Origin of the sequence: Caenispirillum salinarum AK4 (genome assembly GCF_000315795.1) — a bacterium.
Lineage (GTDB): Bacteria > Pseudomonadota > Alphaproteobacteria > Rhodospirillales > Rhodospirillaceae > Caenispirillum > Caenispirillum salinarum.
Genome location: NZ_ANHY01000010.1, coordinates 1 through 23,748, shown reverse-complemented (window position 1 = coordinate 23,748; position 23,748 = coordinate 1). Strand labels below are relative to the sequence as shown.

The following is a 23,748-nucleotide window of genomic DNA, read 5'->3' as shown; positions in this document are numbered from 1 at the left end:
GTGCCCAGGGGCCGACGAGGGGCCTAAACCCTCATCGCAGGCTCGGCGGGCGGTGTCCGTCATTACCATTGTTCTGACGGGATGGACCCGTCGGAAGACCAGCGATCAAGGGAGGTTTCACATGACGAAGCGTTTCGCGACCATGACCGCCGCTGCCGCGTTCTGCCTCGGCCTGACGGCCGGTGCCGCCTGGGCTGAAGGCATGCCGGACCGGCATGGCCAGGACGGCCGGGACTTCGGCGCCTCTGTCAGCGAAGCCGCGCAGGACGGCGGCATCGGCGACCACGCCAGCGGCGGCAAGGGCGGCGGCATGCCTGACGCCCACGGGCAGAGCGGCCGGGACTTCGGTGGCTCGGTCAGTGACGCGGCGCAGGACGGCGGCATGGGCGACCATGCCAGCGGCGGCTCGTCCGGCGGCGACAACTGAGGTCGCGCCCCGTCGGGGAGCGGCCGTCCGCTCTCCGGCGGGGTCATCCGGCGGCGTTTTCCGCCCGCGCTACTGGACCTGTCGGTCGCCGTCTGCGGGCCTGATGCGATAGTACTTGCCTTCGTCCACGTCGTACTGGTAGCCGGGCGCCCAGGTGTCGCGGGTCTCGATGCTGCCCGGCGGGCCGGCGGTGCCGCGCACCTCGGCCTGCTGGTGGGCGCCGGGGGAGCAGGCCGCCAGCACCAGAGCAGCGGCGGCGGACGCGGCGAGCGTCGTGATGCGGATGCGCATGAGCGTCTCTCCATCAATGCGAATGACCGGTAACGCCGAGGCGCCGGGCGCGGATCATTTCAACCCGCGTTCGCGCTGGATCTGGTCCCAGGCGGCGTTGACGGCCTTCATCTTGTCCTCGGCCATTTCCAGGAACTCCTGCGGCAGGCCTTGCGAGACCAGAACGTCGGGGTGGTTCTCGCGCAGGAGCCGCCGGTGGGTGGCCTTGATCTCGTCGGTCGGGGCTGTGCGCGCGCAGCCGAGCACGGCGTAGGGATCATCGAACGCCGTGGTGCGGGCGCGCGCGCCTTCCCCGGCGCGGTGGGTGGCGCGGGCGCGTTCGAAGGCCCGCGGCGGCAGGCCGAAGATCTGCGCCACTTTCTCCAGGAACGCCAGCTCCGCCGCGTTCACCTCGCCGTCGGCCTGGGCGATGAGGAACAGCGCGCCCAGCAACTCCTCCAACACCTGCGGGCTGTCCTTGAACAGAAACGCCACCTGCCGGGCGTAGATCTCGAAGCCGTCGGCCGACTGCTTGGCCTGGTCGAACAGGCGGCCGACCGTCGCCACATCGCCGGGTGGAATGTTGAAGACGCGCTTGAAGGCGTCCACCTCGGCACGGCTGACATGGCCGTCGGCCTTGGCCATCTTCGCGCCCAGCGTCACCACGGCCACCGTGAAGGCCACCTGCCGCGCCCGGTCCTTCACGCCCGACAGCGGGTCACCGTGGAACAGGCGGCTCTTTTCCTTCTCCCCCTCGGCGGAGGGCTGGTTGCGGTCATAGGCGGCATGGCCGACGGCCGCGCCCACAAGGGCGCCCAGCGGCCCGCCCATGACCAGGCCGGCGGCACCGCCGATGATCTTCCCCCAGATGCTCATGACGTGTTCCGGCTTCTTGACGAGGTGTTTCGGCAGCCTGCACCATGCGCTGCGAACAGACCAGCGCAAAAGCCGAAGGACCGACGCCCGTGAACCCGCACGCCACCCGCGATGACCTGATGCGCCTGCTCGAAGACCTGGGGATCGAGCATGAAACCCACGAGCACGAGCCCGTCTTCACCGTCGAGGAAGGCAACGGCGTGTGGGACGACATCCCCGCCCGCCACTGCAAGAACCTGTTCCTCAAGGACGCGAAGAAACAGTTGTGGCTGGTCACCTGCCCCAGTGACCGGGACATCGACCTGAAGACCCTGCCGGGCAAGATCGGCTCCAAACGCCTGTCCTTCGGCAAGCCGGACCTGCTGCTGGAGGTGCTGGGGGTGACGCCGGGCTCGGTGACGCCGTTCTCGCTGATGAACGACCGCGAGGCGCGCGTGACCGTGGTGCTGGATGCCGAGATGATGACCGAACCCCGCTGCGGCTATCACCCGCTGGACAACGCAGCCACAACGGTCATCGCCCCCAAGGACCTGCGCCGGTTCATCGCACATACGGGGCATGAGGTGGTGGAAGCGGACTTGCGGTGAGGCGAAAGGGTGCGAGGGCTTCGCGGCTGCGCCGCGATGGGGTGATGCGAGGCGCGACGGCGCCTCGCGCTCCCGGTGCGTGGGCTGCGGCGGGGCGGCTGGCGGTGTGGGGGGTCCTGCTTTTGCAGGGGATAAAATACTCGTCATTCCCGCGAAAGCGGGAATCCACATACGGTGCAAGCCATCCTGCGGCGCACCCGAAGCGTCCGGCGATGCCGTCGCCGCCATAAATGCATCCGCTGCCAAACACCTTGCGAAAACGCTTCGAGCCCCCTCCCGCCCCAACGAAACGCGGGAGCGCGAGGGGGATCGCATCCCCCTCGCATGACACCGCCGCAAGGCGGTCCCGCTTGACTCCGCCCTCTTGGTGTCCTTTGTGTCTTGGTGGCCTCGACAACAATCGCCAAGGACCTTCCCCATGACCGCTCTCGACACCGCCGTTCCCCTGCGCGCCGCGCCGCCCGAGCTGATTTCCGAGCTGGAGGGCCTGCTGGGCGAGCGCCTGTCCACCGCCTCGGCGGTTCGCGAGCAGCACGGGCGGGACGAGAGCTACCACACCCCCGCCGCCCCCGACGCGGTGGCCTTCTGCCGCACGACGGAAGAGGTCGCGGCGGTGGTGAAGGCCTGCGCGGCGCGCAAGGTGCCGGTCATTCCCTTCGGCACGGGCACCTCGCTGGAGGGGCATGTGGCAGCCCTTCAGGGCGGGGTGTGCATCGACGTCAGCCAGATGAAAGAGGTTCTGGCGGTCCGGGCGGAGGATATGGACGTCACCGTCCAGGCCGGCGTGACGCGCAAGCAGCTCAACGAGTACCTGCGCGACACAGGGCTCTTCTTCCCCATCGATCCGGGCGCGGACGCCAGCATCGGCGGCATGGCGAGCACGCGGGCGAGCGGCACCAACGCGGTGCGCTATGGCACCATGCGCGAGGCGGTGCTGGGCCTGACGGTGGTGCTGGCCGACGGCCGGGTGATCCGCACCAGCCGCCGGGCGCGCAAGTCCTCGGCGGGCTATGACCTGACGCGCCTGTTCGTGGGGTCGGAGGGCACGCTGGGCGTGGTGACGGAGGTAACGCTCCGCCTCCACGGCATCCCCGAGGCCGTGATGGCCGCCGTCTGCCCCTTCCCCGGCGTGGCGGAGGCGGTGAACACCGTCATCACCACCATCCAGGCCGGCGTTCCCATCGCGCGGATCGAATTCCTGGACGAAGCCCAGATCGCGGCGGTGAACGCCTACTCCAAGACCGACTACGCCGAGGTGCCGACGCTGTTCTTCGAGTTCCACGGCTCCGAGACCGGCGTGCGGGAGCAGGTGGAGATGGTGCAGTCCATCGCGTCGGAGTTCGGCGGGACGGACTTCCAGTGGGCGCGATCGGAGGAGGAGCGGAGCCGGCTGTGGCACGCTCGTCACAATGCGTACTATGCGGGGATTTCCATGCGTCCGGGGTGCAAGGCGTTCTCGTCGGATGTGTGCGTGCCGATCTCGCGCCTGGCGGACTGCATTGTGGAGACCAAGGCGGACCTGGACGGCACGACGATGTTCACGCCCATCGTGGGGCATGTGGGGGACGGGAACTTCCACGTGCTGTTCGTCTTCGACCCTGATAATGCAGAGGAAATCGCCGAGGCCAAACGCCTGAACGCCCGCATCGTGGAGCGGGCGCTGGCGATGGACGGCACCTGCACGGGCGAACACGGCGTCGGCCACGGCAAGATGGCCTACCTGGAGGCGGAGCACGGACCGGACATGCTGGACGTGATGGCGAGCATCAAGCGCGCGCTGGACCCGGAGAACATCATGAACCCGGGGAAGATTGTGCGGGTTTGAGGCCGCTTGACGACTTGTTCTCAATTTGAGAACGTATACGCCTGACGGGGAGGAGGGCAGGCGTGCGGGTTCGGATCGACACGAAGGCGATCAAGGACATGCGCGCCTTTCCAGCCCGAATTCGCGCGGCGATCCTGACCAAGATCGACCAGTACGCGACGGACCCGGCCGCCTTGGCGAACAACGTCAAGAGCTTGCAGGGATCGGACCTCTACCGTCTGCGCGTCGGCGACTACCGCGTGATCTTCGCCGTCGAGGACGGCGAGATCAGGGTGATGGTGGTCAAGCGCGTCCGGCACAGGAAGGAAGCCTATGACTGAGCCCGCCCACAACGACATGGTGCCGCGCCAGGACTACGACGCGCTTCTGGCGCGGATAGAAGACCTGGAGGACATCCTTGCAGCCCGCGAGGCTTCTGGCGGCGAGGCGCTGCCCATAGAGCACGCCCGCCGGATTATCATGGACGAAGCGCACCCCGTCCGCGTCTGGCGTGAATACCGGGGCCTGACCCTGCGCGCCCTGGCGGAGCGTGCGGGGATGCAGCCGGGGTACGTCTCGGAGATCGAGGCGGGGAAGAAGGTCGGCAGCGTGGACGCCTACCGCAAGCTTGCGGCGGCGCTGGATACGACGGTGGATGCGTTGTTGGTGGAGTAATAATTAAGAAGGTTGAAAGAAACCGTGGGGTTCAACTAGGTGGTTCTTCGACTCCGCTTGTCTGTAAAGCGCGCATGTTCGAAAAGAGGTAGGTCAGGAGACTGCTTTTCTCCGCCATCGTTCGCGGTTTTACTTTCTTTAATCTCTTTTCCATTCATGCTGAACACATCAGAGATTAACGTTTCCCTGATCTCTGGCTCGCCATTCCGTTCTTGCATCCTGTAAACGACATTCACTAGAAAGGTGTCATCAGAAACTGATTCTTTGAGAGGATGCTTGCCGCCGAGGAATTCCTTCTTGAATTCATCATCCCTCATCTTTGCCCTTATGATTTTACCAGATTTTTTGTCGAGGAAGGTCCAGGAGTTGTCACGATCTACAGTGACAGGAGAGATAATGATACCCTCTACCAGTTCTTTTTCGGGTTCGATTTCTCTAATTCGGTCTTTCGATAGGTGATGTGGGAATTTGTCTCGACCAATTGGGAAGTCATGACTTCTGTCAAAGCCGATCGCACGGATCTTAGAATTTTGGATGAGCGATTTATAGAAGTCACTTTTGGCTTTGATAGATTTATCGATATTTATGGCATCTGGAAGCTTTCTATCAAGGCGATAGGTTTCTGTGTATAAAATAGACTCTATCAATTTTTCAAAAAGCGTCTCGATTTCTTCAACTGTGTGTTCTGGTTTTAAGTCATAACCCGTAAGGTTTTTCACGACGTTTTTGGCCGTATCTGACTCGTATATCGTAATCGCAACTGCTATGCCGCTGGCGATTTTGGCCGCCCATTTCAAAGAGGCCTTAATTTTGGTTTTGCTGATGAACCCACCCGGCTCATCGGGATAGCTAAAAACCTCAATGGAAAATTGGTCGGAAAAAAGCCGTTCACCGAGGTTCTCGGCTATGGCCAGAATACTACTGAGGCCTTTCTCATAGGCTTGGGTCGGAAGTGCATGCTCAGAGACATCGAAGTGCAAAATCAGCGGGTCGGCACCGCGCTCAAGACCTTGATTGCTCAAACTTCCGGTCCTTTTTGATCAATCCGCGTCAGTGCGCCCCTTTGAGTTGTCGGATGCTAAGAGTTCGCCGATACCGTTGCAACCCTGACGAATGTCAGGGGGCTAAGCGGCTAATCATTTGAGCCTGGGCGAGCGGAACGGAGTCGAACAGCTTTACGTCATCATTCCCACCACCGCATTACGTCATCACCGCCCCACCCCCAAATCTCCCACCCCACCACCGCCCGCTTTTCACGCTTTCGTAACCCCGCTAGTGTCTCATCCCCCAACGCCATGACCGCACCACCGGGAGGGACATCATCGTGAGTCACCTGCGCAAGTACCCCGACCAAGAGGGCTTCTTCGGCAAGTTCGGCGGGAGCTTCATCCCACCCGAGCTGGAGCCCCACATGGCCGCCATCCGCGATGCCTACCTGCGCATCTCGCGGTCGGCGCCGTTCATCAATGAACTCAAGCACATCCGCAAGCACTTCCAGGGGCGGCCGACCCCGGTGGCCTATGCCGGGAACCTGTCGGAGAAGCTGGGCGGGGCCGCCATCTACCTCAAGCGCGAGGACCTCAACCACACCGGCGCGCACAAGCTCAACCACTGCATGGGCGAAGCACTGCTCGCCAAGCACATGGGCAAGACAAAGCTCATCGCCGAAACGGGCGCCGGCCAGCACGGCGTGGCGCTGGCGACGGCGGCGGCGTACTTCGGCATGGAGTGCGAGATCCACATGGGCGAGGTGGACATCGCCAAGGAACACCCCAACGTCACCCGCATGAAGCTGCTGGGCGCCACCATCGTCCCCGTCGGCTTCGGCGGCCGGACGCTGAAGGAGGCCGTCGACTCTGCCTTCATGTCCTACCTGAAGGACCCCGAAACCACCATGTACGCCATCGGCAGCGTGGTGGGGCCGCACCCGTTCCCCATGATGGTGCGCGACTTCCAGTCGGTCATGGGCTTCGAGGCGCGCGAGCAGTTCGCCGAGATCACCGGCCGCGCGCTGCCCGACCATGTGGTGGCCTGCGTCGGTGGCGGGTCCAACGCCATGGGCATCTTCGCCGGCTTCATCGATGACGAGGACGTCGCCCTGCACGGCGTCGAGCCCCACGGCACCGGCACGGAACTGGGCCAGCACGCCGCCACCATCTCCTACGGCGAGGAAGGCATCATCCACGGCTTCAAGTGCCTGATGCTGAAGGACGCCGAGGGCAACCCGGCCCCCGTGCACTCCATCGCCTCGGGCCTGGACTACCCGGGCGTGGGGCCGGAGCACAGCTTCCTGCACGAAAGCGGCCGGGTCTCCTACGCCGCCGTGTCGGACGAGGAAACCCTGAACGCCTTCTACGCGCTCGGCCGGTACGAGGGCGTCATCCCGGCCCTGGAAAGCGCCCACGCGCTCGCCCACGCCATGAAGCTCGCCAAGGACCGCCCGGCCGGGGAATGCATCCTGGTCAACGTCTCCGGGCGCGGCGACAAGGATATCGATTACGTGGTGGAGAACTTCGGGGATGGCGCGGGGCGGCCGCTGATTTGACCGGCTCTTCGGCTGACGCCGAGCGGGCTTCCGCCGGTCTGTTTCTCGGCTGACGCCGAACGGGCTTCCGCCGGTCTGTTTCTCGGCTGACGCCGAACGGGCTTCCGCCCGTGGGCCCGATCGGGGAGCGCAGCTCCCCGAACCCCTCAGTTTTTTGCTGAGTGGGAGCCGGGCAGGTGGTTGGCGCCGTAGGTAGATTCCTGCTTTCGCAGGAATGACGATCATCTTTGTGTGGTAAATCAATAACATACAAAATACGTCGCCCCTGCGAAAGCAGGGGCCCACGCACGCCATCAGCCGCCAGCACCGCTCCAACTTTCAAAAAACTGGAGGGGTTGGGAGGCTGCGCCTCCCAATCAGGGGTTCAGGGGACCGAGGTCCCCTGAAGTGTTGCCACCATGCGGGGGCGCATGAGGGGTCGAGGTCCCCTGAAGTGCCTCACCTCTTCGCCAAGTTCACCATCAGCACCGCCCCCAGCAGCAGCGCGCCGCCGACCAGCCCCAGCGCCCCGTACCGTTCCCCCAGCAGCAGGGCGGCGAGGACGGCCGCGCCGGCGGGTTCCAGCAGCACCAGCACGCCCGAGGCCGTGGCGGTCACCGTCCTCATGCCGAAGAAGAACAGCGCGTAGGCCAGCGCGGTCGGCACCAGTCCCAGATAGGCCAGCGTTCCCCAGCCCTGCGCCGGCACCAGGCCGGCTCCGGCGGCCAGAGGCAGAAGCGTCAGGGCGGCGACGGCGAACCCGATGGCGGTGATCTGGAAGGGGTGGTAGAGCCCCGCCAGCTCCCGCGCCGTCAGGGCGAAGACGGCGTAGGACAGCGCGGCGGCCCCGGCGGCGGCGTATCCCAGCACAGACCCCTCCACCCCCGGCGCGGGGGCGCCGATCAGAAGGGCCGCGCCGGCCACCGCGACGGGCACGGCGGCCCACTCCAGCCGGCCGGGGCGATCCTTCAGCACAGCCGCGCCGAGCACCGAGATCAGCACCGGTGCGCCGCAGAGTGCCACAAGCGTCGCCCGGCCGGCGCCCAGTTCGGAAACCCCCAGGAAGTAGAACCCCTGGTATCCCGCCTGGGTCAGGCCGATCAGCGCCAGCAGACCGGCGGCGCGGCGGGTGATCGGCCTCCAGCGGGCGGCGGCGCGGGCGAGGATCAGCAGGGTGGGGACGGCCAGCGCCACGCGCCAGAAGCCGACGGTCAGGGGGTGGACATGCTCGAACAGGCCGGTGGAGACCAGCCCGGCCGTGGACCAAAGCAGGGCGCTCATGGCGATGAGGGCCGCGCCGGTGTGGCGCGAAGAGGATATCTCGTGGGTCATGGAATGCACGCTCGATCACGGGTGCAGGGACGGGCGGCGGAAGCGGCCCGCTTCAGGTGCGCATGGGTCAGCGGCCGCCCGGCGGCGGCGTGACGGGGCGCAGGATGGGGTCGAGCGTGGTCGTGGTCATGATGCCGATGGTGGTGCCACGGGCGCGGCGGGCTGTCAAGGCGGGGCGGCTTCGTCTATGCTGCGCCGCGCCTGGACAACCGGAAGGAACATGCGCCCATGCAGCCGTTCGAAAGCCCCGCCGTCATCGGTGATTACGAGGTTCACGTCGTCGTCAGCGAGCCGCCGTACTACCAGAACTGCTATGTAGTGAAGCACGTCCCGACGGGCCGGCAGGTGATCGTCGATCCGGGCGACGCGGCGGACCGGATCGTCGCACGGGTGACCGAGAACGGCGGGGCGGATACGGTGGACGCCATCCTGCTCACCCACGGCCACCCGGACCATATCGCCGCGCTCGCCCACGTGGCGGCGGAGACGGGGGCGCCGGTCATCGCGCAGGACAACGAGCGGCCGATCCTCGACAACGCCGGCCAGTGGGGGCAGATGCTGCTCGGCCGGGCGCTGGAGGTGCCGGAGGTGTCCTGGTTCAGCGGCGAGCCGGAGCATGACGTCTGCGGCGCCAGGGTCGCGACGGTGGCGACTCCGGGCCACACGCCGGGCGGGGTGTGCTTCGTCTTCCCCGGCTTCGCGCTGACGGGCGACACGCTGTTCCAGGGCGGCGTCGGGCGCACCGACTTCCCCGGGGGTGATCAGGCGACCCTGGTCCGCTCCATCACCCGGTTCCTGGAGAAAGTGCCCGCCGGGACGGTGCTGTTCTCCGGCCACGGCGGCCCCTGGACCGCGCGCGATGCCAAACGCTGGTGGAAGGTCATGGCCGGCGCCATGTGATCCGGCGGCGGGGATGGCGACGGTGGAACTGCGCGCGGTCCGGCCCGAGGACGTGGATGCCGTCCGCTCGCTGGTGGCGCGGACGGTGATCGAGACCTACGGCGCCTTCTGCCCGGCTGTGGCCGAGGCGGCGCGGCGCGATCCGGCGGGTTTCATCTCGGCCCGGCTGACGTTTCTGGGTGGCTGGATGGCGAGGCGGTCGGACGGCGGCGGCGCCCTGGGCGTGGTGCTGACCGAGGGCGACCTGCTGCAGGAGCTGTTCGTGGCACCGGAAGCGCAGGGGCGCGGCGTCGGGCGGCTGCTGCTGGCGGTGGCGGAGCGGGAGATCTTCGGCCGCGGGCACGATGTGGCGCGGCTGCACGTGGCGGAGCCTAATGCCGGGGCGCGGCGGTTCTATGCCGCCCATGGATGGAGCGCAACGGCCATCCGCACCCCGCATCCGCGCTGGGACTTCGCGATGATCGAGATGCGGAAAGAGCAGACCCCGCCGGACAGGCCGCGTCCAGGCTGAGGACGTAGCGGTATTCCTGGCTCATGCTTTCGTCGTCCAGCACGCGGGTGCCGGGCAGGCGCACGAAGCCGTGGCGCTCGTAGAAGCGCTGGCCGGCGTGGAAGCGCGTGTCGGTCCACAGGATGATGCGGTGGGCGCCGTGCTCGCGGGCGTGGCGGATGGCCTGGGCCAGCAGGCGCGCGCTGGCGCCGGTGCCGCGGGCGTGCGGCAGGACGTAGAGGCGGTGCAGTTCGAAGGTGTCGGGATCCGCGGTGCGGGTGATGCCGATGCAGCCGACGGCGCGTCCGGCATCGTCCTCGGCGAGCCAGAAACCGCCCTCGTGGTCGGCGAAGGCGCTGGCGACATGATCCAGGTCGGGAAACTCCGCCGCCCGGTTGAAGGTGCAGCCGTCATACTCGCCGAATACCGCCTCGATGATGGCGGCTACGGCATCGCCGTCGGCGTCGGTGGCATCGCGATAGCGCATGGGCCCTCTCCGCACCCGTCTTCCGCACATGCGAAAAGGCTACGCCCGTCCTTTCGCGACCGCAATAACGACCTTCGGATGGGAGGTATCGCTAAAAGCTATAGGAGAAGTCGAGGACAACCCCGTGCTCGTCCAGTTCCGGCTCGCGGCCATAGGTGAGGCCGATCCGGAGGTCCGAGGGCGGAGCGGCGGGCGACTCCGCCATGGAGCCGAGGGACAGGCTCAGCCCGTAGGCGTCGCCGCCTTGCGGGGCCTGCTCCAGCGTCGCGGCGGCCTGCCAGTCGACGCTGCCGCCCAGGAAGTCCAGGCCCAGGGGCTGCCCGATCGTCAGGCGCGTGCCGAGGCTGCCAGCGTTGTCGGCGATCTCCGTGCCCGAGCCGGCCAGGGCGCGGGGGCGGGCGGAGAGCGGCAGGGTGTCCTGGCTGGGCGCGAGGCCGAGCGACAGGGACGGCGCATCCTCTGCGAGGTTCAGCGGGCCGCCGCCGTTTTCCAGAGTCAGGCCGCCCAGTGTAAGCGCGGCTGACGGTGCCTCGGCGGCCTGCGCGAGGGCCGCGCCAGAGCCCGCGCCGGCCGCCATTGAAAGGCTGCCGGCGGCGAGCAGGACCATCGCAATGCGGCGGTATCCTTTCATCGGCCTCGGGCTCCTGGCGTGCCACGCCCCGTTGCGCGGCGCCACCGTGTCTAGAACGCCACCATAGTCGAGTCGGTCCTTCGCGGCGCAAAAAATTCCGGCATGACAGCATTGACCGCATGACGTTCGCCTCTCGGTTGAGGACTGTGCGCCGGAAGCGCGCCGTGCGGCGGCGGCCGATCACCTGAAGGTGGAGAGTCTTCCGGACGCCTGCCACCTTCCGGCGGTTTTGAACTAAAAAAGAGTCGTAAGCCGAGCGTCGTTGTGCTCTACCTGTAGGTGCAGCGCAACATCCTGATACGGGTGGCAGGCGTCATGAGCTACACCTTCCCATACGACCGGCTGAAGCTGCTGGTTCTCACCCTTGCCAGCCTTGCCGTGACGGCGGCGGTGGGCGGCGCGTTTGCGCTGCTGTTCGTGGCCGAGGGTGAGGCGGCGGAGGTGCTGCGCGAGACCACCGGCATGGGCGCCGGCACCGGGGCGGCGGCCTCGGCCATCGTTGCGGTCATTCTGGCGAGCGGGCTCGGCCTTACGGCGGCCCGCTTTTTCATGCGCGCCGGCCCGGTTCTGACGGTGGACGAGCAAGGCATCCTCGACCGCCGCGTCGGCCGCCGCATTTCCTGGGCCGACGTGCGGACGGTGGAGTTGCGGGGGCGGGGTATGCGCGCCTTCTTCGCCGTCGCCCTCCATCCCCAGGGGCGCGGCCGCCGCAGGAAGAAGGGCGCCGAGGTCCGGGTGAACGTCGGCGCCCTGCGCTGCCGGGCCGAGGATGTGGCGCTCGCCATCCATGCCTGCGGCGGCTATCCCGTGATGCGGAGGGACCGGAGTTAGCGTGATTACGCCGCCCAGGCGCTCTTGCCCTTGCCGATGCGCTCGCGGGCCAGGTGGTCGGCGGCTTCCTCGGGACGCATTCCGCGTTTGGACGCCAGGCTGAAGATTTCCGCCGTGCGATCCTCGATGCGCACGACCTTCTCCTTCACCGCGTCCTCGCCCAGGTTCCGGCCGTGGCGCATGCCCATGACGTCCAGGCTGACCTTGATGAGGCCGCCGGCGTTGATGACGTAATCCGGGGCATAGAGGATGCCCTTCTCGTGCATCATGCGGCCGGCGTCGTCGTCGCCCAGCTGGTTGTTGGCGCTGCCGGCGACGCAACCGACGTCCAGGCGCGCGACCGTCGCGGCGTTCAGCGTGCCGCCGATGGCGCAGGGGGCGAAGATGTCGGCCTTGACGTCGTAGATGGCGTCGGGCTCAACCACCTCGGCACCGAAATCGGCCTTCATGCGCGCGGCCAGGCCGGCATCGGGATCGGCGACGGTGATGCGGGCGCCGTCGGCTGCCAGGCTCTCGATCAGCGGGCCGCCCACGTGGCCGGCGCCCTGCACCGACACATGCACGTCGCGCAGAGAGTTCTTGCCGAGCTTGTGGCGGGCGGCGGCGCGCAGGCCGTGGTAGACGCCAAGGGCGGTCAGAGGCCCGGGGCTGACACCCAGGCCGTCCTCGGGCAGGCCGGCGACGTAGGGCGTGGTCCGGCGCATGATGCGCAGGTCGTCTTCCTCCATGCCCATGTCCTCGGCGGTGGTGTACATGCCGCCCAGGTTGTTGATGGCGCGGCCCATGGCCAGCAGCATGGCGCGGCTTTTGGGCGTGCGGGGGTCGTGGAGGATCACCGACTTGGCGCCGCCGAAGGGCAGGTCCGCCATGGCGGCCTTGTAGGTCATGCCGCGCGACAGCTTCAGCACGTCGGTCAGGGCCTCGTCGCTGTCGGCATAGGCGCGCACGCGGCAGCCGCCGATGGTGGGGCCGAGGACGGTCGAGTGGACGGCGATGATGGCCTTCAGGCCGCTGTCCTCGTCGCGGACGAAAACCACGCGCTCGTGGTCGTCGAAGTGGGCGTGTTCGAATACCATGGGACTGAACCTCCGTGTCCTTGCGTCAACGACGCCCCCCGGACCGCCCGGGTTGCCGCCGTCCATGCCTGCCATTCATTTTTGTTTCCTCGCAGTATATCGCAAGCAGCGTGCACTGTCCTTGCGTCGTTGTCGTTCAGATCGCACATTGGTGATCGAACCGTGCACGCGGGAGCAGGATGATGAAGAAAGCCGGCATCGAGGGCCTCGACGGCTATGACATCAGGATCCTGGCGGCCCTGCAGGAGGACGCGCGCATCTCCAACGTCGCCCTATCGGAGCGTGTGAACCTGTCGCCGTCGCAATGCTCGCGCCGCATCGCGCGGCTGGAGCAGGCCGGGCTGGTGCGCGGCTATCTGGCGCGGCTGGACCCTGCGGCCATCGGGTTGGACGTGATCGCGCTGGTCACCGTGTCGCTGAAGGAGCATGGCGAGGAGGCCGTGCAGGCCTTCCAGGACGCGGTGCTGGGCCTGCCGGAGGTGTTGGAGTGCGCCCTGACCACCGGGGACGCCGACTACCTGCTGCGGGTGGCCGCGCCGGACCTGAAAAGCTTCAGCGACATCGTGATGCACCGGCTGATGGCCCTGCCCAACGTGGGCAATCTGCGGTCCTCCATCATCCTGAACCAGATCAAGCCGCTGGCCGGATTGCCCCTGCCGGACCCCTCCGACTCGCCGTCCTGAGGGGGCCGCCTGACGCATTGACACTGGCTTTGCGGTGGCAGTGGCTCCATGATGTGCGGGTCAATGGCCCTTAAGGCGGACCATTTGACACCCGTAAGATCGGGCCAATGATGGCGCGTTGCGCCCCCACGGCAGGAGTCCACTCATGGGTAAGGCCCCTTCGGGCGCGGTGATCGGCCCCGTCAACCTTCAGGACGGGCCCGAGGCCCCGCCGCTCTACCGTCAGGTTTATCTGCACATCCGCCGCGCGATTCTGGGCGGCCAGCTGCCGGCCAAGGCGCGTCTGCCGTCGACCCGCGTTCTGGCGCAGGAACTGGGCGTGTCGCGCAACACGGTGGCGGCGGCCTTCGACCAGCTCTACGCGGAAGGCTTCATCGAGGGGCGCGTCGGTTCGGGCTCCTACGTCACCGACACCATCTGCGAAACGCTGGTGGAGGCCTGCTGCGACAACCCCAAGGCCAGCGCCCCGCCGGAACCGGAGGAGGGTGGCCCCGGCCTGTCGCGGCGCGGGCAGATACTGTCGACGGCGCGCATCGTCACCGACCCTGGCCGCGCCGCCACCTACTTCCGTCCCGGCACTCCGGCGCTGGACGCCTTTCCGCACGCCCTCTGGCAGCGGCTGACGAGCAAACGTCTGCGCCTGCGCGAGACCGCCATCGGCAACTACGGCCCCGCGGCGGGATACGAGCCCCTGCGCCGGGCGGTGGCGAGCTATCTGGCGACGGCGCGCGGCGTGGTGTGTTCGCCCGAGCAGGTCATCATCACCAACGGCGCGCAGGCCGCCCTCGACCTCTGCGCCCGCATCCTGGCCGACCCCGGCGACAAGGCGTGGATCGAGGACCCGGGATACCTGGGGGCGCGCGGCGCCTTCCGGGGGGCGGGTCTGGACCTGGTGCCGGTGCCCGTCGACGGCGAGGGCCTGGACGTGGCCGCCGGCGAGGACCGCGCCCCGCACGCGCGGCTGGCCTACATCACGCCCTCGCGCCAGTACCCCACCGGGCCGGTGATGAGCGTCGCCCGGCGCCTCGCCCTGCTGGACTGGGCGCGGCGCAACGACGCCTGGATCATCGAGGACGACTACGACAGCGAATACCGCTACTGCGGCCGCCCGCTGACGGCCCTGCAGGGGCTGGACGGCGGCCGGCGGGTGTTCTACGTCGGCACCTTCTCCAAGGTCCTGTTCCCCGACCTGCGGCTGGGCTACATGGTGGTGCCCGAGCAGTTCGTGCAGGACGTGACCCGCGCGCGCATCGTCGCCAACGGGCTGTTGCAGGTGTTCCACCAGTCGGTGGTGTCGGACTTCATGGAGGAAGGCCACTTCACCGCCCACATCCGGCGCATGCGCTCGCTCTATGCCGAGCGCCAGACGGCCATGCTGGAAGCCGGGCGCGAGCACCTGGCCGGCATGCTGGACCTGCAACCGGCCTCGGGCGGGCTGCAGCTCATCGCCCGCACGGCCGAGGGCGTGGCGGACGCCGACCTGGTTGAGCGCGCCCGCGCCGCCGGCATCAACGTGACGCCGCTGTCGCAGATGTACCTGGCCGAGGACCGCCGCGAGCAGGGTCTGATCCTGGGCTTTGCCGGGGTGGATGCGCGCAGCATGGGCTTGCGCATCAAGCAGCTCGCCAACGCCATCGAGCCCGCCTTCCTGCGCGCCGGCGTGCGGCGCCCGGCGGCGGCCGCGGCGGCGAGTGGCCCCATACACGCGGCATAATCCGGCCCTTCAAAGGGTCCGCTTGTCACGGCAGTCTTGTTTCCGTTGAGGCGCTGGCGCCGTATTCCCGCATGGGAGGAGGCGCCGGCGCGCCCACTCGGACTGGACCTGTGACATGCCCCGGAAGATGGACCCCCGCGGCGCCGCTTGTGCCGGCGCCGAACGCCCCGCCTATGCCCGCTCGCCCGCCACGACGGCGCGCCGCAAGGACCGCATGACCTACGACAAGGAGGCCGTGCACGCCGTCCTGGACGAGGGCTTCGTCTGCCACGCGGCCTATGTGGACGAGGCGGGGCAGGCGCGGGTGCATCCGACCAACTACTGGCGCATCGGCGAGGCGATTTACCTCCACGGCGGCCACAAGAGCGGCCTGATGAAGGCCATCGCGCGCGGCGAGCGGTTGTCGATTGCGGTGACGCTGGAGGACGGGTTGGTCCTGGCGAAATCCGCCTTCGCCCACAGCATGAACTACCGCTGCGTGATGCTCTACGGCCGGGGCCGCCTGCTCTCGGACGAGGAAAAATACGCGGTGGTCCCGCCCTTCATCGACAAGGTGGAGCCGGGCCGCGGCGCCTTGGTCCGGCCGTTGAACGCGAAGGAAGCGGCGGCCACGGCGATTGCCGAGGTGCCGCTGGTGGAGGTGGGCCTCAAGAGCCGCAGCGGCCCGCCGGGCGACCCTGGCGCGGATCGGGACTGGCCGGTGTGGACGGGGGTGGTGCCGGTGCGGTGAGAGGGTCAATCCGGGATTGTCTATGAAGCCCCCTTCAACTACCGTAAGCACGGAGTGTCAAGTAGTTGTGAGGACACATGAATCCGGAAGTTCGACTGAAGGCGCTAGTTGCGCGAGGCTACTTACCGCGCGAACTGCCGCCGGCGTTCACGTCACGGCCATTCGGTGAGCACGTCCACGACATTCTTCTAGAATGGGAGAGACTTGGTGTTTTCTCGCGCAAAACGCCGGGAAAAGTGCAGACACCATTTGGCAAAAAGTTCAAATCAAAAAGTTACTCGTACAAGCTGACGGATACGGAAAGCGAGTTAATATCGAAGCCAAAGCGTGGATATGAGAGAAGGAGTATATACCTTACGCACCCAGTTCCTCAAGCAGTGCTTAGCTTAGAGATCGCTCGGAATTGGAAAATAATTCTCAAATGGCTTTCGCGTCGGCGCTATTCCCTCGATAGGCTACAGTTCAGTGGAAATTTTTCTAGCGCTTTGGACACCATCAATTTTGCTGCTCATGCTGTGAAAAAGAGCTTTATACAAGGAACTTCAGACTGGATCGTTAAAACTGACATAAATCGCTTCTATCCTACTATTTACACTCATTCTATTTCATGGGCTGCGTACGGCAAGGAAAAAGTCAAACAAAATATTAATCTGTACTCAGGATCTCTTGCAGACCGGCTCGATGGAATTGTTAGAGCCTGCAACCGAAATCAGACAGTTGGTATTCCGATAGGCCCAGAGACGTCTCGGGTAATTGCAGAGATAATATCTGCTAGAATCGATGATGATTTTACAAAGATTTGCCCAGATGTTGCATTTAATTTTGCGGATCGTCTTCAGGATGATTGGTTTGTCGGCCTGGAAACGTTGGAGCATGCTGAGCGCGTATTGGCTTCTATATCGTCTGCATACCGGGGTTATGGCCTTGAAATTAACGGGACTAAAACTTCCGTCGAGCGTGTAATCTCTTCTCACCAGCTAGAGTGGAAATCAGAGCTATCTGCTTTCCTGTCTCACCGACCGGGAACATTAAAGGGGTCAAGATTAAAAGAGTTCTTGGCGCTTTCTCTTAAATTGCAAGCCGATAACCGCAGCGAATCCGTTGTAGGGTATACTATCTCTATTCTGGAGAACAGGATACATAGGACTCCTGATCCTGAAGAAATAGAATCGTTTCTGCTAAAAGCTGCGGTTGTTTCTCCGGTTTCAATGGACAGAATATGCTCTCTTCTTCTTAACATCGACCACCATACCAAGAGAATATCCAGGAAAAGAGTGGGACAGAGATTTACCCGTCTGGCAGAGCGTGCACTTATCAACGATAATATGTATGAATTAATTTGGCTCATCTATTCGCTTCGGGGACTTCATGTCCCGCTGCGTTCAAAGGAAATATGCGACGGCATCTCAGAAAAATGCTCCAGCGTTACCGCGCTCTTACTTTTGGATATGAAAAAGAGGGGGTTATGTCAAAGACCCTTGCCGGAGGGTGACTGGGTTGAAGCTTTCAGGCCGGAGCGGGTTGATGCCGACTGGGTTTGGCTTCTTGCATATGAGTCCATTCGTCTGGGATGGCTGCCGGACCCGAAAAATTTAATGGATCGGCCATTCTTTAAGGCTATGAATTCTAGAGGTGTATACTTTTTTGATACGACAAAAAAAGTTTATTCTACAAAGTACGAATTAAAAAGAAGGAAGGTCGTTACTCAAAGGAAGCTTAAGGAGGTTCACGACATTATGAGAGTGCTGAGGAGTATCAGCTTGTCTGATCTGGATTTTGAGGATTACGCATAATCTTGCGGCGGGACTGCTCACGACTGTCGTTGGACCCTCTTGGTGGCTGTTGTTAAGGGTGTCCAGATTCCGGCGCCGGATACGGGAAGAGCGCTGCGGAGCAGGTGCAACGGGTCCATCTGCTGCCGGCCAGAAATTTCTCTGCGGACACGGGGCTTGAGGCGCGGTCCTACCTCACCGCCCCACCATCACCGGCGCCACCATCCGGTAGACCACCGCCCCCGTCTCCGCGTCCGCAAGCTCGCCCGTCAGGGAGATGAACCCCCGGTCGGGCTTGCTGCGAGACGCCTTGCAGGCGCCGATGGTCACGCGGCCCACCAGTTCCTGCCCCGGCCGCACGGGGGCCAGCCAGCGCACCTCGTCCAGGCCCGGTGAGCCCATGCTCTTGCAGCGCGAGAGCAGCCCGTCCACCAGCATCCGCATGAAGACGCAGCCCGTGTGCCAGCCGCTGGCGCACAGGCCGTCAAAGCTGCTCGCCGCCGCCGCCGCCTCGTCGGTGTGGAAGGGCTGGGGGTCCCAGTCCCGCGCGAAGGCCTTGATCTCCTCGGCCGACAGGGCGCGGCGGCCCAGGTCGAACACCTGGCCCTCGTGGAAGTCGTCAAAGCTGAGCAGCGGCGGGGCGGTCATGGGCGGAGGCTCCTTGCGAATCCCAGGTCAACCGCCGGCAGCATAGGCCGCGCGCCCGCCCGTGGACAGGGCCGCTTCCGCTTCTAGTGCGCGTTGATGATTGTAATCATCAACGCTGCGTTCAGTCGGCACGCAGCCTCACGCGCCATAAGGCGCGGCGGCCGGTCGGCCTTGCCGAGCGACAACTGTGTGATTTTGTGCGTCGCTCGGTATAAGCTCCGCCCCATGCTGACGATTACGCGCAACATCGCCATCCCCGAGGACGAACTGGAGGAAAACTTCGTCCGCGCCTCCGGGCCGGGCGGCCAGAACGTCAACAAGGTGTCCACCGCCGTGCAGCTTCGGTGGGACGCCGTGCACTCGAGCGCCCTGCCTCCGGGCGTGCTGGACCGGCTGTTGCGGCTGGCCGGGCACCGGGCGACGCAGGAGGGCGTCATCATCATCGACGCCCGCGCCCACCGCAGCCAGGAGCGCAACCGCGCCGATGCCCGCGAGCGCCTGGCCGGTCTGGTGCGCGATGCCCTCCACGTTCCCCGCAAGCGCCGCCCGACCCGCCCCAGCAAGGGTGCGAAGGAACGCCGCATCCAGTCCAAGAAAAAGCGCGGCTCCATCAAGCAGGCGCGCGGGCGCGTTTCCATGGACTGAACCGTCACTCCCCTGCCGCTTGCAGTCGCCGCGCGAATGGCGGACACTGCTGCTGCGGCATGGTTCCCGTGCCGCCGCAACATGCGCGCGAGCCGGCTGGGGGGGAGCGGGTGACGGACGCCAGTCATCAGTCGTGGACACGTCAGGTCGCCCTCATCGGCGCGACGGCGGTGCTCTACGCCCTGGCGGCCTGGGCCGGGCTGGCCTTCGTCACCGTGGAGGGTGTCGCCGCGCCTGTTTGGCCGCCCACCGGCGTGGCCCTGGCGGCGTTGCTGCTCAAGGGGCCGCGCATGGCCGTCGGCGTGTTCCTCGGGGCGGCCGTCGTCGCCTTCGGACCCGGCGGGCCGCTTCTCTTCAAGGTCCTGTCCGGCCTGGGTGCCGCTGGTGAGGCACTGATCGGCTGGTGGATGGTCTCGCGCCTGGCGGGACCGGTCGGGCCGCGCGGCGAGTCACCGTTTTCGTCCATGAACGCCGTCCTGGTTCTGCTGCTGGCCGCCATCGTCGGCGGCGCCGCCCACGGCCTGTACGGCGCGGCCATGGTGGCGGAGATGGGGCAGGTGACATGGACCGCCTTCCGCGACGTCGCCATCGGCTGGGCGGTGGGGGATGCCACCGGGATGCTGCTGGTCGCCCCCGCGCTGCTTGCCCTGAACGCCGCCCGCCACGACCCGCCGGGCGTCGCCCAGGTGGGGGAGGGGGCCGTGCTGCTGCTGTGCGCCGGGGCCGGGGCGGCGGTGGTCTACGGCGATGTGGTGGGGGTGCGGCTGGACAGCCATGCGGTGTCTTGGGCGCTGCTGCCCTTCGTCATCTGGGGCGCCCTGCGGTTCGGCATCGGCGGCGCGGCGCTGGTGGGCAGCGGCCTGTCGCTGGTGGCGGCCTTTCATGCCGCGGCCGGGGCGGGATACTTCCAGGACGCCGGCACGGACGGCTTTGTCAGCCTTCAGGTGTTCATCGGCATGGTGACGCTCACCGGCCTGCTGCTGGCGGCCGGCGACCACGAGCGCAACGCCGCCCAGGCCGAGGTGCGGCAACTGTCCAGCGCCGTCGAGCAGTCGGCGGCCAGCGTCATGATCACCGACACCCAGGGCCGGCTGCTCTACGTCAACCCCAAGTTCACCGAGGCCAGCGGCTATTCGGCGCCGGAGGTGATCGGCAAGACGCCGCGCATCCTGCGCTCCGGCCACATGCGGCGGGACGACTACGAAAGCCTGTGGTCGACGCTGCTGGCCGGGCGGGTCTGGCGCGGCGAGCTTCTCAATCGCCGCAAGGACGGCAGCCTGTGGTGGGAGCACGCCGCCATCGCCCCGGTGCGCGACGGGCGCGGGCGCATCATCCGCTTCGTCGCGGTCAAGGAGGACATCACCGAGCGCAAGGAGGCCGAAAGCCGCCTGCGGGCGACGGTGGAGGAACTGCAGCGCTCCAACGCCGAACTCAAGCACTTCGCCTCGCTGGCCGCCCACGACCTGCAGGAGCCCCTGCGCGCCATGGCCGGCTTCGCCCAGCTTCTGCGGCGGCGCTACGGCGAGAAGCTGGACTCCGAGGCCGACAGCTACATCGAGTTCGTCGTGCAGGGGGCGGAGCACATGAAGGCGCTGTTCCGCGACCTCATGGACTACAGCGCCGTCGACGTCACCCCGCCGGGCCGCGACCCCGTGGACCTGGGCGCCGTGGTGGCCCAGGTGCGCGACGCCATGAGCCGCGAGGTCGCCGAGGCCGGCGCATCCCTGAGCATCGGCCCGCTGCCGGAGGTGGCCTGCGACCGCCGCCAGCTGGCGCTGGTGCTGCATCACCTGATCGGCAACGCCGTCAAGTTCCGGCACCCGGAGCGGCCGCTGCGCATATCCGTCGGCGCGGTGCGGGCCGGCGACCTCTGGCAGGTGCACGTGTCCGACAACGGCATCGGCATCGCGCAGGCGCACCTTAAAAGCCTGTTCGTGCTGTTCCGGCGCCTGCACACGCGCGGGGCCTACGAAGGCACGGGCATCGGCCTCGCCATCAGCCGCCGCATCGTGGAGCGTCACGGCGGTCGCATCTGGGCGGAAAGCGACGGCGAGACGGGCACCGCCATCCGCTTCACGCTGCCCGATCCCGCCAGTCCCGCGGCGGAGCGGCTGGCGATGGTCTCCCTGCCGTCCCCGGGGGCGGCCGTGGTATCATCATCATCATCACAGCCTCCGGCCGGTGCCGATGCGGCCCGGGTCCGGGTTCTCGAGGAGGATGTTTCATGAGCGCTTCCGTCGGTGACGAGGGGCCTTTCGTCGTTCTGCTGGTGGAGGACAACCCCGCCGACGCGCGCCTGACGCAGGAGGCCTTCGCCGATGCCGGGCGCCCCGTCAGCCTGGAATGGGTGCGCGACGGCGACGACGCCATGGCCTTCCTGCGCCGCCATCCGCCCTATACGGAAGCGCCGCGCCCGCATCTGGTTCTGCTCGACCTCAACATGCCGCGAAAGGACGGTCGCGCGACGCTGATGGAGATCAAGGGGGACGCGGCCCTGAAGGCGCTGCCGGTGGTGGTGCTGACCACCTCGGAAAGCCGCATGGACGTGGAGGAAAGCTATCGCGCCCATGCCAACGCCTACGTCACCAAGCCGCTGGACATGGATGAACTGGTCGCCAAGATCAGCGCGCTGTGCGACTTCTGGCTCGACGGCGTGGCGGCGGTGCCGGGGAAACCGGCGGGGCGCTGAGCCGGGGGCGGCGCACCTGGGCCGGCGCTTGCGCGCGGTCGTGCTCCGTCATGTCCGCATCCGCACGTTGGTGATGACCATGCCGTCGGCGGGCAGGGCGGGCATCCGGCGCAAGGAGATGCCCAGGTCCTGATCGGGCACGTCGTATGCCACTTCCGTCGCCAGCACGTGCAGCATGGCGGTCATGGTTTCGATGGTCACCCACTCTCCGGGACAGCGATGGTTGACGGCGTGGTCGCCGCCCCCCTGGGGAATGAGCGCATAGGCGTCAGGCTCGCGGTTCAGGAACCGCTCGGGGCGGAACGCCTCGGGCTCGGGCCACAGGCGGGCGTCGTGGTCGGTGCCGTAGAGGTCCAGGATCACCCAGTCGCCCGCCGAAAAATCATGCCCCCGCCAGGAGAACGCCTCGCGCGCCTTGCCGCCGACGGCGGGGAAGAAGGGATAGAACCGCCGCACCTCCTGCACGAAGGCATGGGTGCGGGGTCCCGGCGTCGCCTCGGCGCGCAGGGCATCGCGGGCGGCGGGGTGCCGGTGCATGGCGAGGACGCCGAAGGCCAGGAACCGTGCGATGGCATCGGCGGGACGCAGGATGTTGAGCATTTCCACCGCGCAGACCTCGGGCGTCATGGCGCGGCCGTCGGCGTCGCGGTGGCGGGCGATGACGGCCAGGGGGCTGTCCTCGGGCGGATGACGGCGGCCGGCGCGGACGTCCTCCACCAGGCCGGCCATAAAGCGTTCCGCCTCCTTCCGGCGCAGGCGGGCCTGCCAGTTGCGTGGGCCGAAGGCGCCGGCGTTGTTGATCATGGCCGCCAGTTCGTGCGTCAGGCGGTCGATGCGCGCGGCATCCGCCGGCACCGCCGCCCAGGCGCAGGCGGCGCGGCAGAGAATGGCGTGCAAAGCGGAATGCAGGCGGACCCGCTCATCGCGCTGGAGGCTCCAGGCCGCCAGACTTTCGCGCAGGGCCTCGGTCGCCAGGCGGGCCACCTCGGGGGCACGGTCAGGGCCGAGCAGCGAGAGGAACATGGCCTTGCGCACGCGGTGGGCCTCGTCGTCCAGGGTGGCGACGCTGCCTTCGTCCTGCAGAAGCTTCAGGGCGCTTTTGGGCATGGCGCCATTGCGGGTGAAGCGGCGGGGCTCGTAGAACATTTGGGCCGCCTCGGCGCCCGAAGCGCAGGTGACGGGGCGGCCGAGCAGGCGGGTGTGAAAGGCGTCCGACCCCAGCCTGCGGCAGCGGTTTGAAATGAAGGCATAGCCCTCGCGCAGGAACGCGAGCGATGCGTCGGGCGCCGGATCGATGGGAAAGGCGGGCATGGGCGAAGCGGTCTCTCCTGTTGCTGACGGAGGGAAACGCGCAGGGGCCCGTCCGGTTGGTTGCCGTTTCGGCGGCTCGCGCGCCGGCCACTGGAACGGAAGCGGGGCCGCCTCCTTTCAGAGACGGCCCCGCCGCGTGTTCAGGCTTAGGGAGCAGCCGGACTTAGAAGTCCATGCCGCCCATGCCCATGTCGCCCATGCCGGCGCCGCCGGACTTCTTCTCGGGCTTCTCGGCCACCATCGCCTCGGTGGTGATGAGCAGGCCGGCGACCGAGGACGCGTCCTGCAGCGCGGTGCGGACCACCTTGGTCGGGTCGACGACGCCGGCTTTCACCAGGTCGACGTATTCGCCGGTCTGGGCGTTGAAGCCCCAGTTGGTGTCGCTGGATTCCAGCAGCTTGCCGGCGACCACCGAGCCGTCGTGACCGGCGTTGATGGCGATCTGACGCACCGGCGCCTGCAGGGCGCGGCGGACGATCTCGATGCCGACCTTCTGGTCGTCGTTGGCGGGGGTCAGGCCTTCCAGCGCCTTGACGGCATACAGGAGCGCCACGCCGCCGCCGGCGACGATGCCTTCCTCGACGGCCGCGCGGGTGGCGTGCAGGGCGTCGTCCACGCGGTCCTTCTTCTCCTTCACCTCGACCTC

The 23,748-nt window shown here is 66.8% G+C and carries 25 protein-coding genes and 1 pseudogene; 16 read left to right on the top strand and 10 right to left on the bottom strand.

Annotated features, from left to right (window positions below; all coding sequences use genetic code 11):
• Positions 1-121 precede the first annotated feature (121 nt).
• Entirely contained in the window at positions 122-427 is a 306-nt protein-coding gene (locus C882_RS11215; protein ID WP_009540720.1) for a hypothetical protein, read from the top strand.
• Between the two features lie 69 nt (positions 428-496).
• On the opposite strand, the gene C882_RS11210 is transcribed toward C882_RS11215, so the two are convergent.
• A complete protein-coding gene (locus C882_RS11210) occupies positions 497-718 on the bottom strand; it encodes a hypothetical protein (protein WP_009540719.1) in 222 nt (73 codons plus the stop codon).
• Positions 719-772: 54 nt separating this feature from the next.
• On the bottom strand, positions 773-1,573 hold the full coding sequence (locus tag C882_RS11205) for a TerB family tellurite resistance protein (RefSeq protein ID WP_009540718.1): 801 nt from the start codon (positions 1,571-1,573) through the stop codon (positions 773-775).
• Positions 1,574-1,662: 89 nt separating this feature from the next.
• Here C882_RS11205 and C882_RS11200 point away from each other — a divergent pair, with 89 nt between their 5' ends.
• The 4 genes from C882_RS11200 to C882_RS11185 all read left to right on the top strand — a co-directional run bounded on the left by C882_RS11200 (position 1,663) and on the right by C882_RS11185 (position 4,639).
• Positions 1,663-2,160 (top strand): prolyl-tRNA synthetase associated domain-containing protein, encoded by a 498-nt coding sequence (locus C882_RS11200; RefSeq protein ID WP_009540717.1) that lies wholly within the window; start codon positions 1,663-1,665, stop codon positions 2,158-2,160.
• 418 nt (positions 2,161-2,578) lie between these two features.
• The gene (locus C882_RS11195) at positions 2,579-3,985 is read left to right on the top strand and encodes an FAD-linked oxidase C-terminal domain-containing protein (protein WP_009540715.1); all 1,407 of its coding nucleotides are present in this window, start codon (positions 2,579-2,581) and stop codon (positions 3,983-3,985) included.
• A gap of 62 nt (positions 3,986-4,047) precedes the next feature.
• On the top strand, positions 4,048-4,305 hold the full coding sequence (locus C882_RS11190) for a type II toxin-antitoxin system RelE family toxin (protein ID WP_009540714.1): 258 nt from the start codon (positions 4,048-4,050) through the stop codon (positions 4,303-4,305).
• Entirely contained in the window at positions 4,298-4,639 is a 342-nt protein-coding gene (locus tag C882_RS11185; RefSeq protein ID WP_009540713.1) for a helix-turn-helix domain-containing protein, read from the top strand. Before C882_RS11190 ends, C882_RS11185 begins: the two co-directional genes overlap by 8 nt.
• 35 nt (positions 4,640-4,674) lie before the next feature.
• Here the strand turns inward: C882_RS11185 and C882_RS24645 are convergent, their stop codons facing one another.
• Positions 4,675-5,661 (bottom strand): hypothetical protein, encoded by a 987-nt coding sequence (locus C882_RS24645; RefSeq protein WP_152415302.1) that lies wholly within the window; start codon positions 5,659-5,661, stop codon positions 4,675-4,677.
• Positions 5,662-5,963: 302 nt separating this feature from the next.
• On the opposite strand from C882_RS24645, the gene trpB reads away from it, so the two are divergent.
• Positions 5,964-7,184: a tryptophan synthase subunit beta gene (gene trpB, locus C882_RS11180; protein ID WP_009540710.1), complete on the top strand. Its 1,221-nt coding sequence runs from the start codon at positions 5,964-5,966 to the stop codon at positions 7,182-7,184.
• A 438-nt stretch (positions 7,185-7,622) separates the two neighbouring features.
• On the opposite strand, the gene C882_RS11175 is transcribed toward trpB, so the two are convergent.
• The gene (locus C882_RS11175) at positions 7,623-8,495 is read right to left on the bottom strand and encodes a DMT family transporter (RefSeq protein ID WP_009540709.1); all 873 of its coding nucleotides are present in this window, start codon (positions 8,493-8,495) and stop codon (positions 7,623-7,625) included.
• A 228-nt stretch (positions 8,496-8,723) separates the two neighbouring features.
• On the opposite strand from C882_RS11175, the gene C882_RS11170 reads away from it, so the two are divergent.
• Both C882_RS11170 and C882_RS25455 read left to right on the top strand, forming a co-directional pair.
• Positions 8,724-9,395 carry an MBL fold metallo-hydrolase gene (locus tag C882_RS11170; protein WP_009540708.1) on the top strand — a complete coding sequence of 224 codons (672 nt, stop codon included), beginning with the start codon at positions 8,724-8,726 and terminating at the stop codon, positions 9,393-9,395.
• A pseudogene (locus tag C882_RS25455) lies at positions 9,355-9,756 on the top strand (N-acetyltransferase family protein); the annotation flags it as partial. The gene C882_RS11170 and the pseudogene C882_RS25455, both read left to right, overlap by 41 nt.
• Positions 9,757-9,766: 10 nt before the next feature.
• On the opposite strand, the gene C882_RS25450 reads toward C882_RS25455, so the two are convergent.
• Complete coding sequence (locus C882_RS25450; protein ID WP_009540707.1) at positions 9,767-10,372, bottom strand: GNAT family N-acetyltransferase; 606 nt, start codon at positions 10,370-10,372, stop codon at positions 9,767-9,769.
• A 91-nt stretch (positions 10,373-10,463) separates the two neighbouring features.
• Positions 10,464-11,003: a hypothetical protein gene (locus C882_RS11160; RefSeq protein ID WP_009540706.1), complete on the bottom strand. Its 540-nt coding sequence runs from the start codon at positions 11,001-11,003 to the stop codon at positions 10,464-10,466.
• 315 nt (positions 11,004-11,318) lie between these two features.
• Between C882_RS11160 and C882_RS11155 the strand changes: the two genes are divergently transcribed.
• Positions 11,319-11,834, top strand: a complete 516-nt coding sequence (locus C882_RS11155) for a hypothetical protein (protein WP_152415301.1) — start codon at positions 11,319-11,321, stop codon at positions 11,832-11,834.
• 5 nt (positions 11,835-11,839) lie between these two features.
• Here the strand turns inward: C882_RS11155 and C882_RS11150 are convergent, their stop codons facing one another.
• A complete protein-coding gene (locus C882_RS11150; RefSeq protein ID WP_009540704.1) occupies positions 11,840-12,910 on the bottom strand; it encodes a Leu/Phe/Val dehydrogenase in 1,071 nt (356 codons plus the stop codon).
• 179 nt (positions 12,911-13,089) lie between these two features.
• Here C882_RS11150 and C882_RS11145 point away from each other — a divergent pair, with 179 nt between their 5' ends.
• The 4 genes from C882_RS11145 to C882_RS23985 all read left to right on the top strand — a co-directional run bounded on the left by C882_RS11145 (position 13,090) and on the right by C882_RS23985 (position 17,830).
• A complete protein-coding gene (locus tag C882_RS11145) occupies positions 13,090-13,593 on the top strand; it encodes an Lrp/AsnC family transcriptional regulator (RefSeq protein ID WP_009540703.1) in 504 nt (167 codons plus the stop codon).
• Between the two features lie 145 nt (positions 13,594-13,738).
• Positions 13,739-15,307 carry a MocR-like pyridoxine biosynthesis transcription factor PdxR gene (gene pdxR / locus C882_RS11140; RefSeq protein WP_009540702.1) on the top strand — a complete coding sequence of 523 codons (1,569 nt, stop codon included), beginning with the start codon at positions 13,739-13,741 and terminating at the stop codon, positions 15,305-15,307.
• 115 nt (positions 15,308-15,422) lie between these two features.
• Complete coding sequence (locus C882_RS11135) at positions 15,423-16,037, top strand: pyridoxamine 5'-phosphate oxidase family protein (RefSeq protein ID WP_009540701.1); 615 nt, start codon at positions 15,423-15,425, stop codon at positions 16,035-16,037.
• A 77-nt stretch (positions 16,038-16,114) separates the two neighbouring features.
• Positions 16,115-17,830: an RNA-directed DNA polymerase gene (locus tag C882_RS23985; RefSeq protein ID WP_009540700.1), complete on the top strand. Its 1,716-nt coding sequence runs from the start codon at positions 16,115-16,117 to the stop codon at positions 17,828-17,830.
• 174 nt (positions 17,831-18,004) lie between these two features.
• Here C882_RS23985 and C882_RS11130 read toward each other — a convergent pair whose 3' ends face one another.
• Positions 18,005-18,457: a MaoC family dehydratase gene (locus C882_RS11130; protein ID WP_009540699.1), complete on the bottom strand. Its 453-nt coding sequence runs from the start codon at positions 18,455-18,457 to the stop codon at positions 18,005-18,007.
• Between the two features lie 225 nt (positions 18,458-18,682).
• Between C882_RS11130 and arfB the strand changes: the two genes are divergently transcribed.
• The 3 genes from arfB to C882_RS11115 all read left to right on the top strand — a co-directional run bounded on the left by arfB (position 18,683) and on the right by C882_RS11115 (position 21,791).
• Positions 18,683-19,102, top strand: coding sequence for an alternative ribosome rescue aminoacyl-tRNA hydrolase ArfB (gene arfB / locus C882_RS11125; RefSeq protein ID WP_009540698.1), 420 nt, complete (start codon positions 18,683-18,685; stop codon positions 19,100-19,102).
• Between the two features lie 110 nt (positions 19,103-19,212).
• Positions 19,213-21,330, top strand: a complete 2,118-nt coding sequence (locus C882_RS23205) for an MASE1 domain-containing protein (RefSeq protein WP_009540697.1) — start codon at positions 19,213-19,215, stop codon at positions 21,328-21,330.
• Complete coding sequence (locus tag C882_RS11115; protein WP_009540696.1) at positions 21,327-21,791, top strand: response regulator; 465 nt, start codon at positions 21,327-21,329, stop codon at positions 21,789-21,791. Before C882_RS23205 ends, C882_RS11115 begins: the two co-directional genes overlap by 4 nt.
• A gap of 48 nt (positions 21,792-21,839) precedes the next feature.
• Here C882_RS11115 and C882_RS11110 read toward each other — a convergent pair whose 3' ends face one another.
• Entirely contained in the window at positions 21,840-23,102 is a 1,263-nt protein-coding gene (locus C882_RS11110) for a cytochrome P450 (RefSeq protein WP_009540695.1), read from the bottom strand.
• A 163-nt stretch (positions 23,103-23,265) separates the two neighbouring features.
• Positions 23,266-23,748 (bottom strand): TCP-1/cpn60 chaperonin family protein (locus tag C882_RS11105; protein ID WP_043645087.1); only part of this gene is annotated, 483 nt, incomplete at its 5' end.

Coding starts and splice junctions, on each gene's coding strand:
- C882_RS11215 (WP_009540720.1), top strand. CDS start 122: ATGACGAAGCGTTTCGCGACCATGACCGCCGCTGCCGCGTTCTGCCTC.
- C882_RS11210 (WP_009540719.1), bottom strand. CDS start 718: ATGCGCATCCGCATCACGACGCTCGCCGCGTCCGCCGCCGCTGCTCTG.
- C882_RS11205 (WP_009540718.1), bottom strand. CDS start 1,573: ATGAGCATCTGGGGGAAGATCATCGGCGGTGCCGCCGGCCTGGTCATG.
- C882_RS11195 (WP_009540715.1), top strand. CDS start 2,579: ATGACCGCTCTCGACACCGCCGTTCCCCTGCGCGCCGCGCCGCCCGAG.
- C882_RS11185 (WP_009540713.1), top strand. CDS start 4,298: ATGACTGAGCCCGCCCACAACGACATGGTGCCGCGCCAGGACTACGAC.
- C882_RS11175 (WP_009540709.1), bottom strand. CDS start 8,495: ATGACCCACGAGATATCCTCTTCGCGCCACACCGGCGCGGCCCTCATC.
- C882_RS11170 (WP_009540708.1), top strand. CDS start 8,724: ATGCAGCCGTTCGAAAGCCCCGCCGTCATCGGTGATTACGAGGTTCAC.
- C882_RS25450 (WP_009540707.1), bottom strand. CDS start 10,372: ATGCGCTATCGCGATGCCACCGACGCCGACGGCGATGCCGTAGCCGCC.
- C882_RS11160 (WP_009540706.1), bottom strand. CDS start 11,003: ATGAAAGGATACCGCCGCATTGCGATGGTCCTGCTCGCCGCCGGCAGC.
- C882_RS11155 (WP_152415301.1), top strand. CDS start 11,319: ATGAGCTACACCTTCCCATACGACCGGCTGAAGCTGCTGGTTCTCACC.
- C882_RS11150 (WP_009540704.1), bottom strand. CDS start 12,910: ATGGTATTCGAACACGCCCACTTCGACGACCACGAGCGCGTGGTTTTC.
- C882_RS11145 (WP_009540703.1), top strand. CDS start 13,090: ATGATGAAGAAAGCCGGCATCGAGGGCCTCGACGGCTATGACATCAGG.
- pdxR (WP_009540702.1), top strand. CDS start 13,739: ATGGGTAAGGCCCCTTCGGGCGCGGTGATCGGCCCCGTCAACCTTCAG.
- C882_RS11135 (WP_009540701.1), top strand. CDS start 15,423: ATGCCCCGGAAGATGGACCCCCGCGGCGCCGCTTGTGCCGGCGCCGAA.
- C882_RS23985 (WP_009540700.1), top strand. CDS start 16,115: ATGAATCCGGAAGTTCGACTGAAGGCGCTAGTTGCGCGAGGCTACTTA.
- C882_RS11130 (WP_009540699.1), bottom strand. CDS start 18,457: ATGACCGCCCCGCCGCTGCTCAGCTTTGACGACTTCCACGAGGGCCAG.
- arfB (WP_009540698.1), top strand. CDS start 18,683: ATGCTGACGATTACGCGCAACATCGCCATCCCCGAGGACGAACTGGAG.
- C882_RS11115 (WP_009540696.1), top strand. CDS start 21,327: ATGAGCGCTTCCGTCGGTGACGAGGGGCCTTTCGTCGTTCTGCTGGTG.
- C882_RS11110 (WP_009540695.1), bottom strand. CDS start 23,102: ATGCCCGCCTTTCCCATCGATCCGGCGCCCGACGCATCGCTCGCGTTC.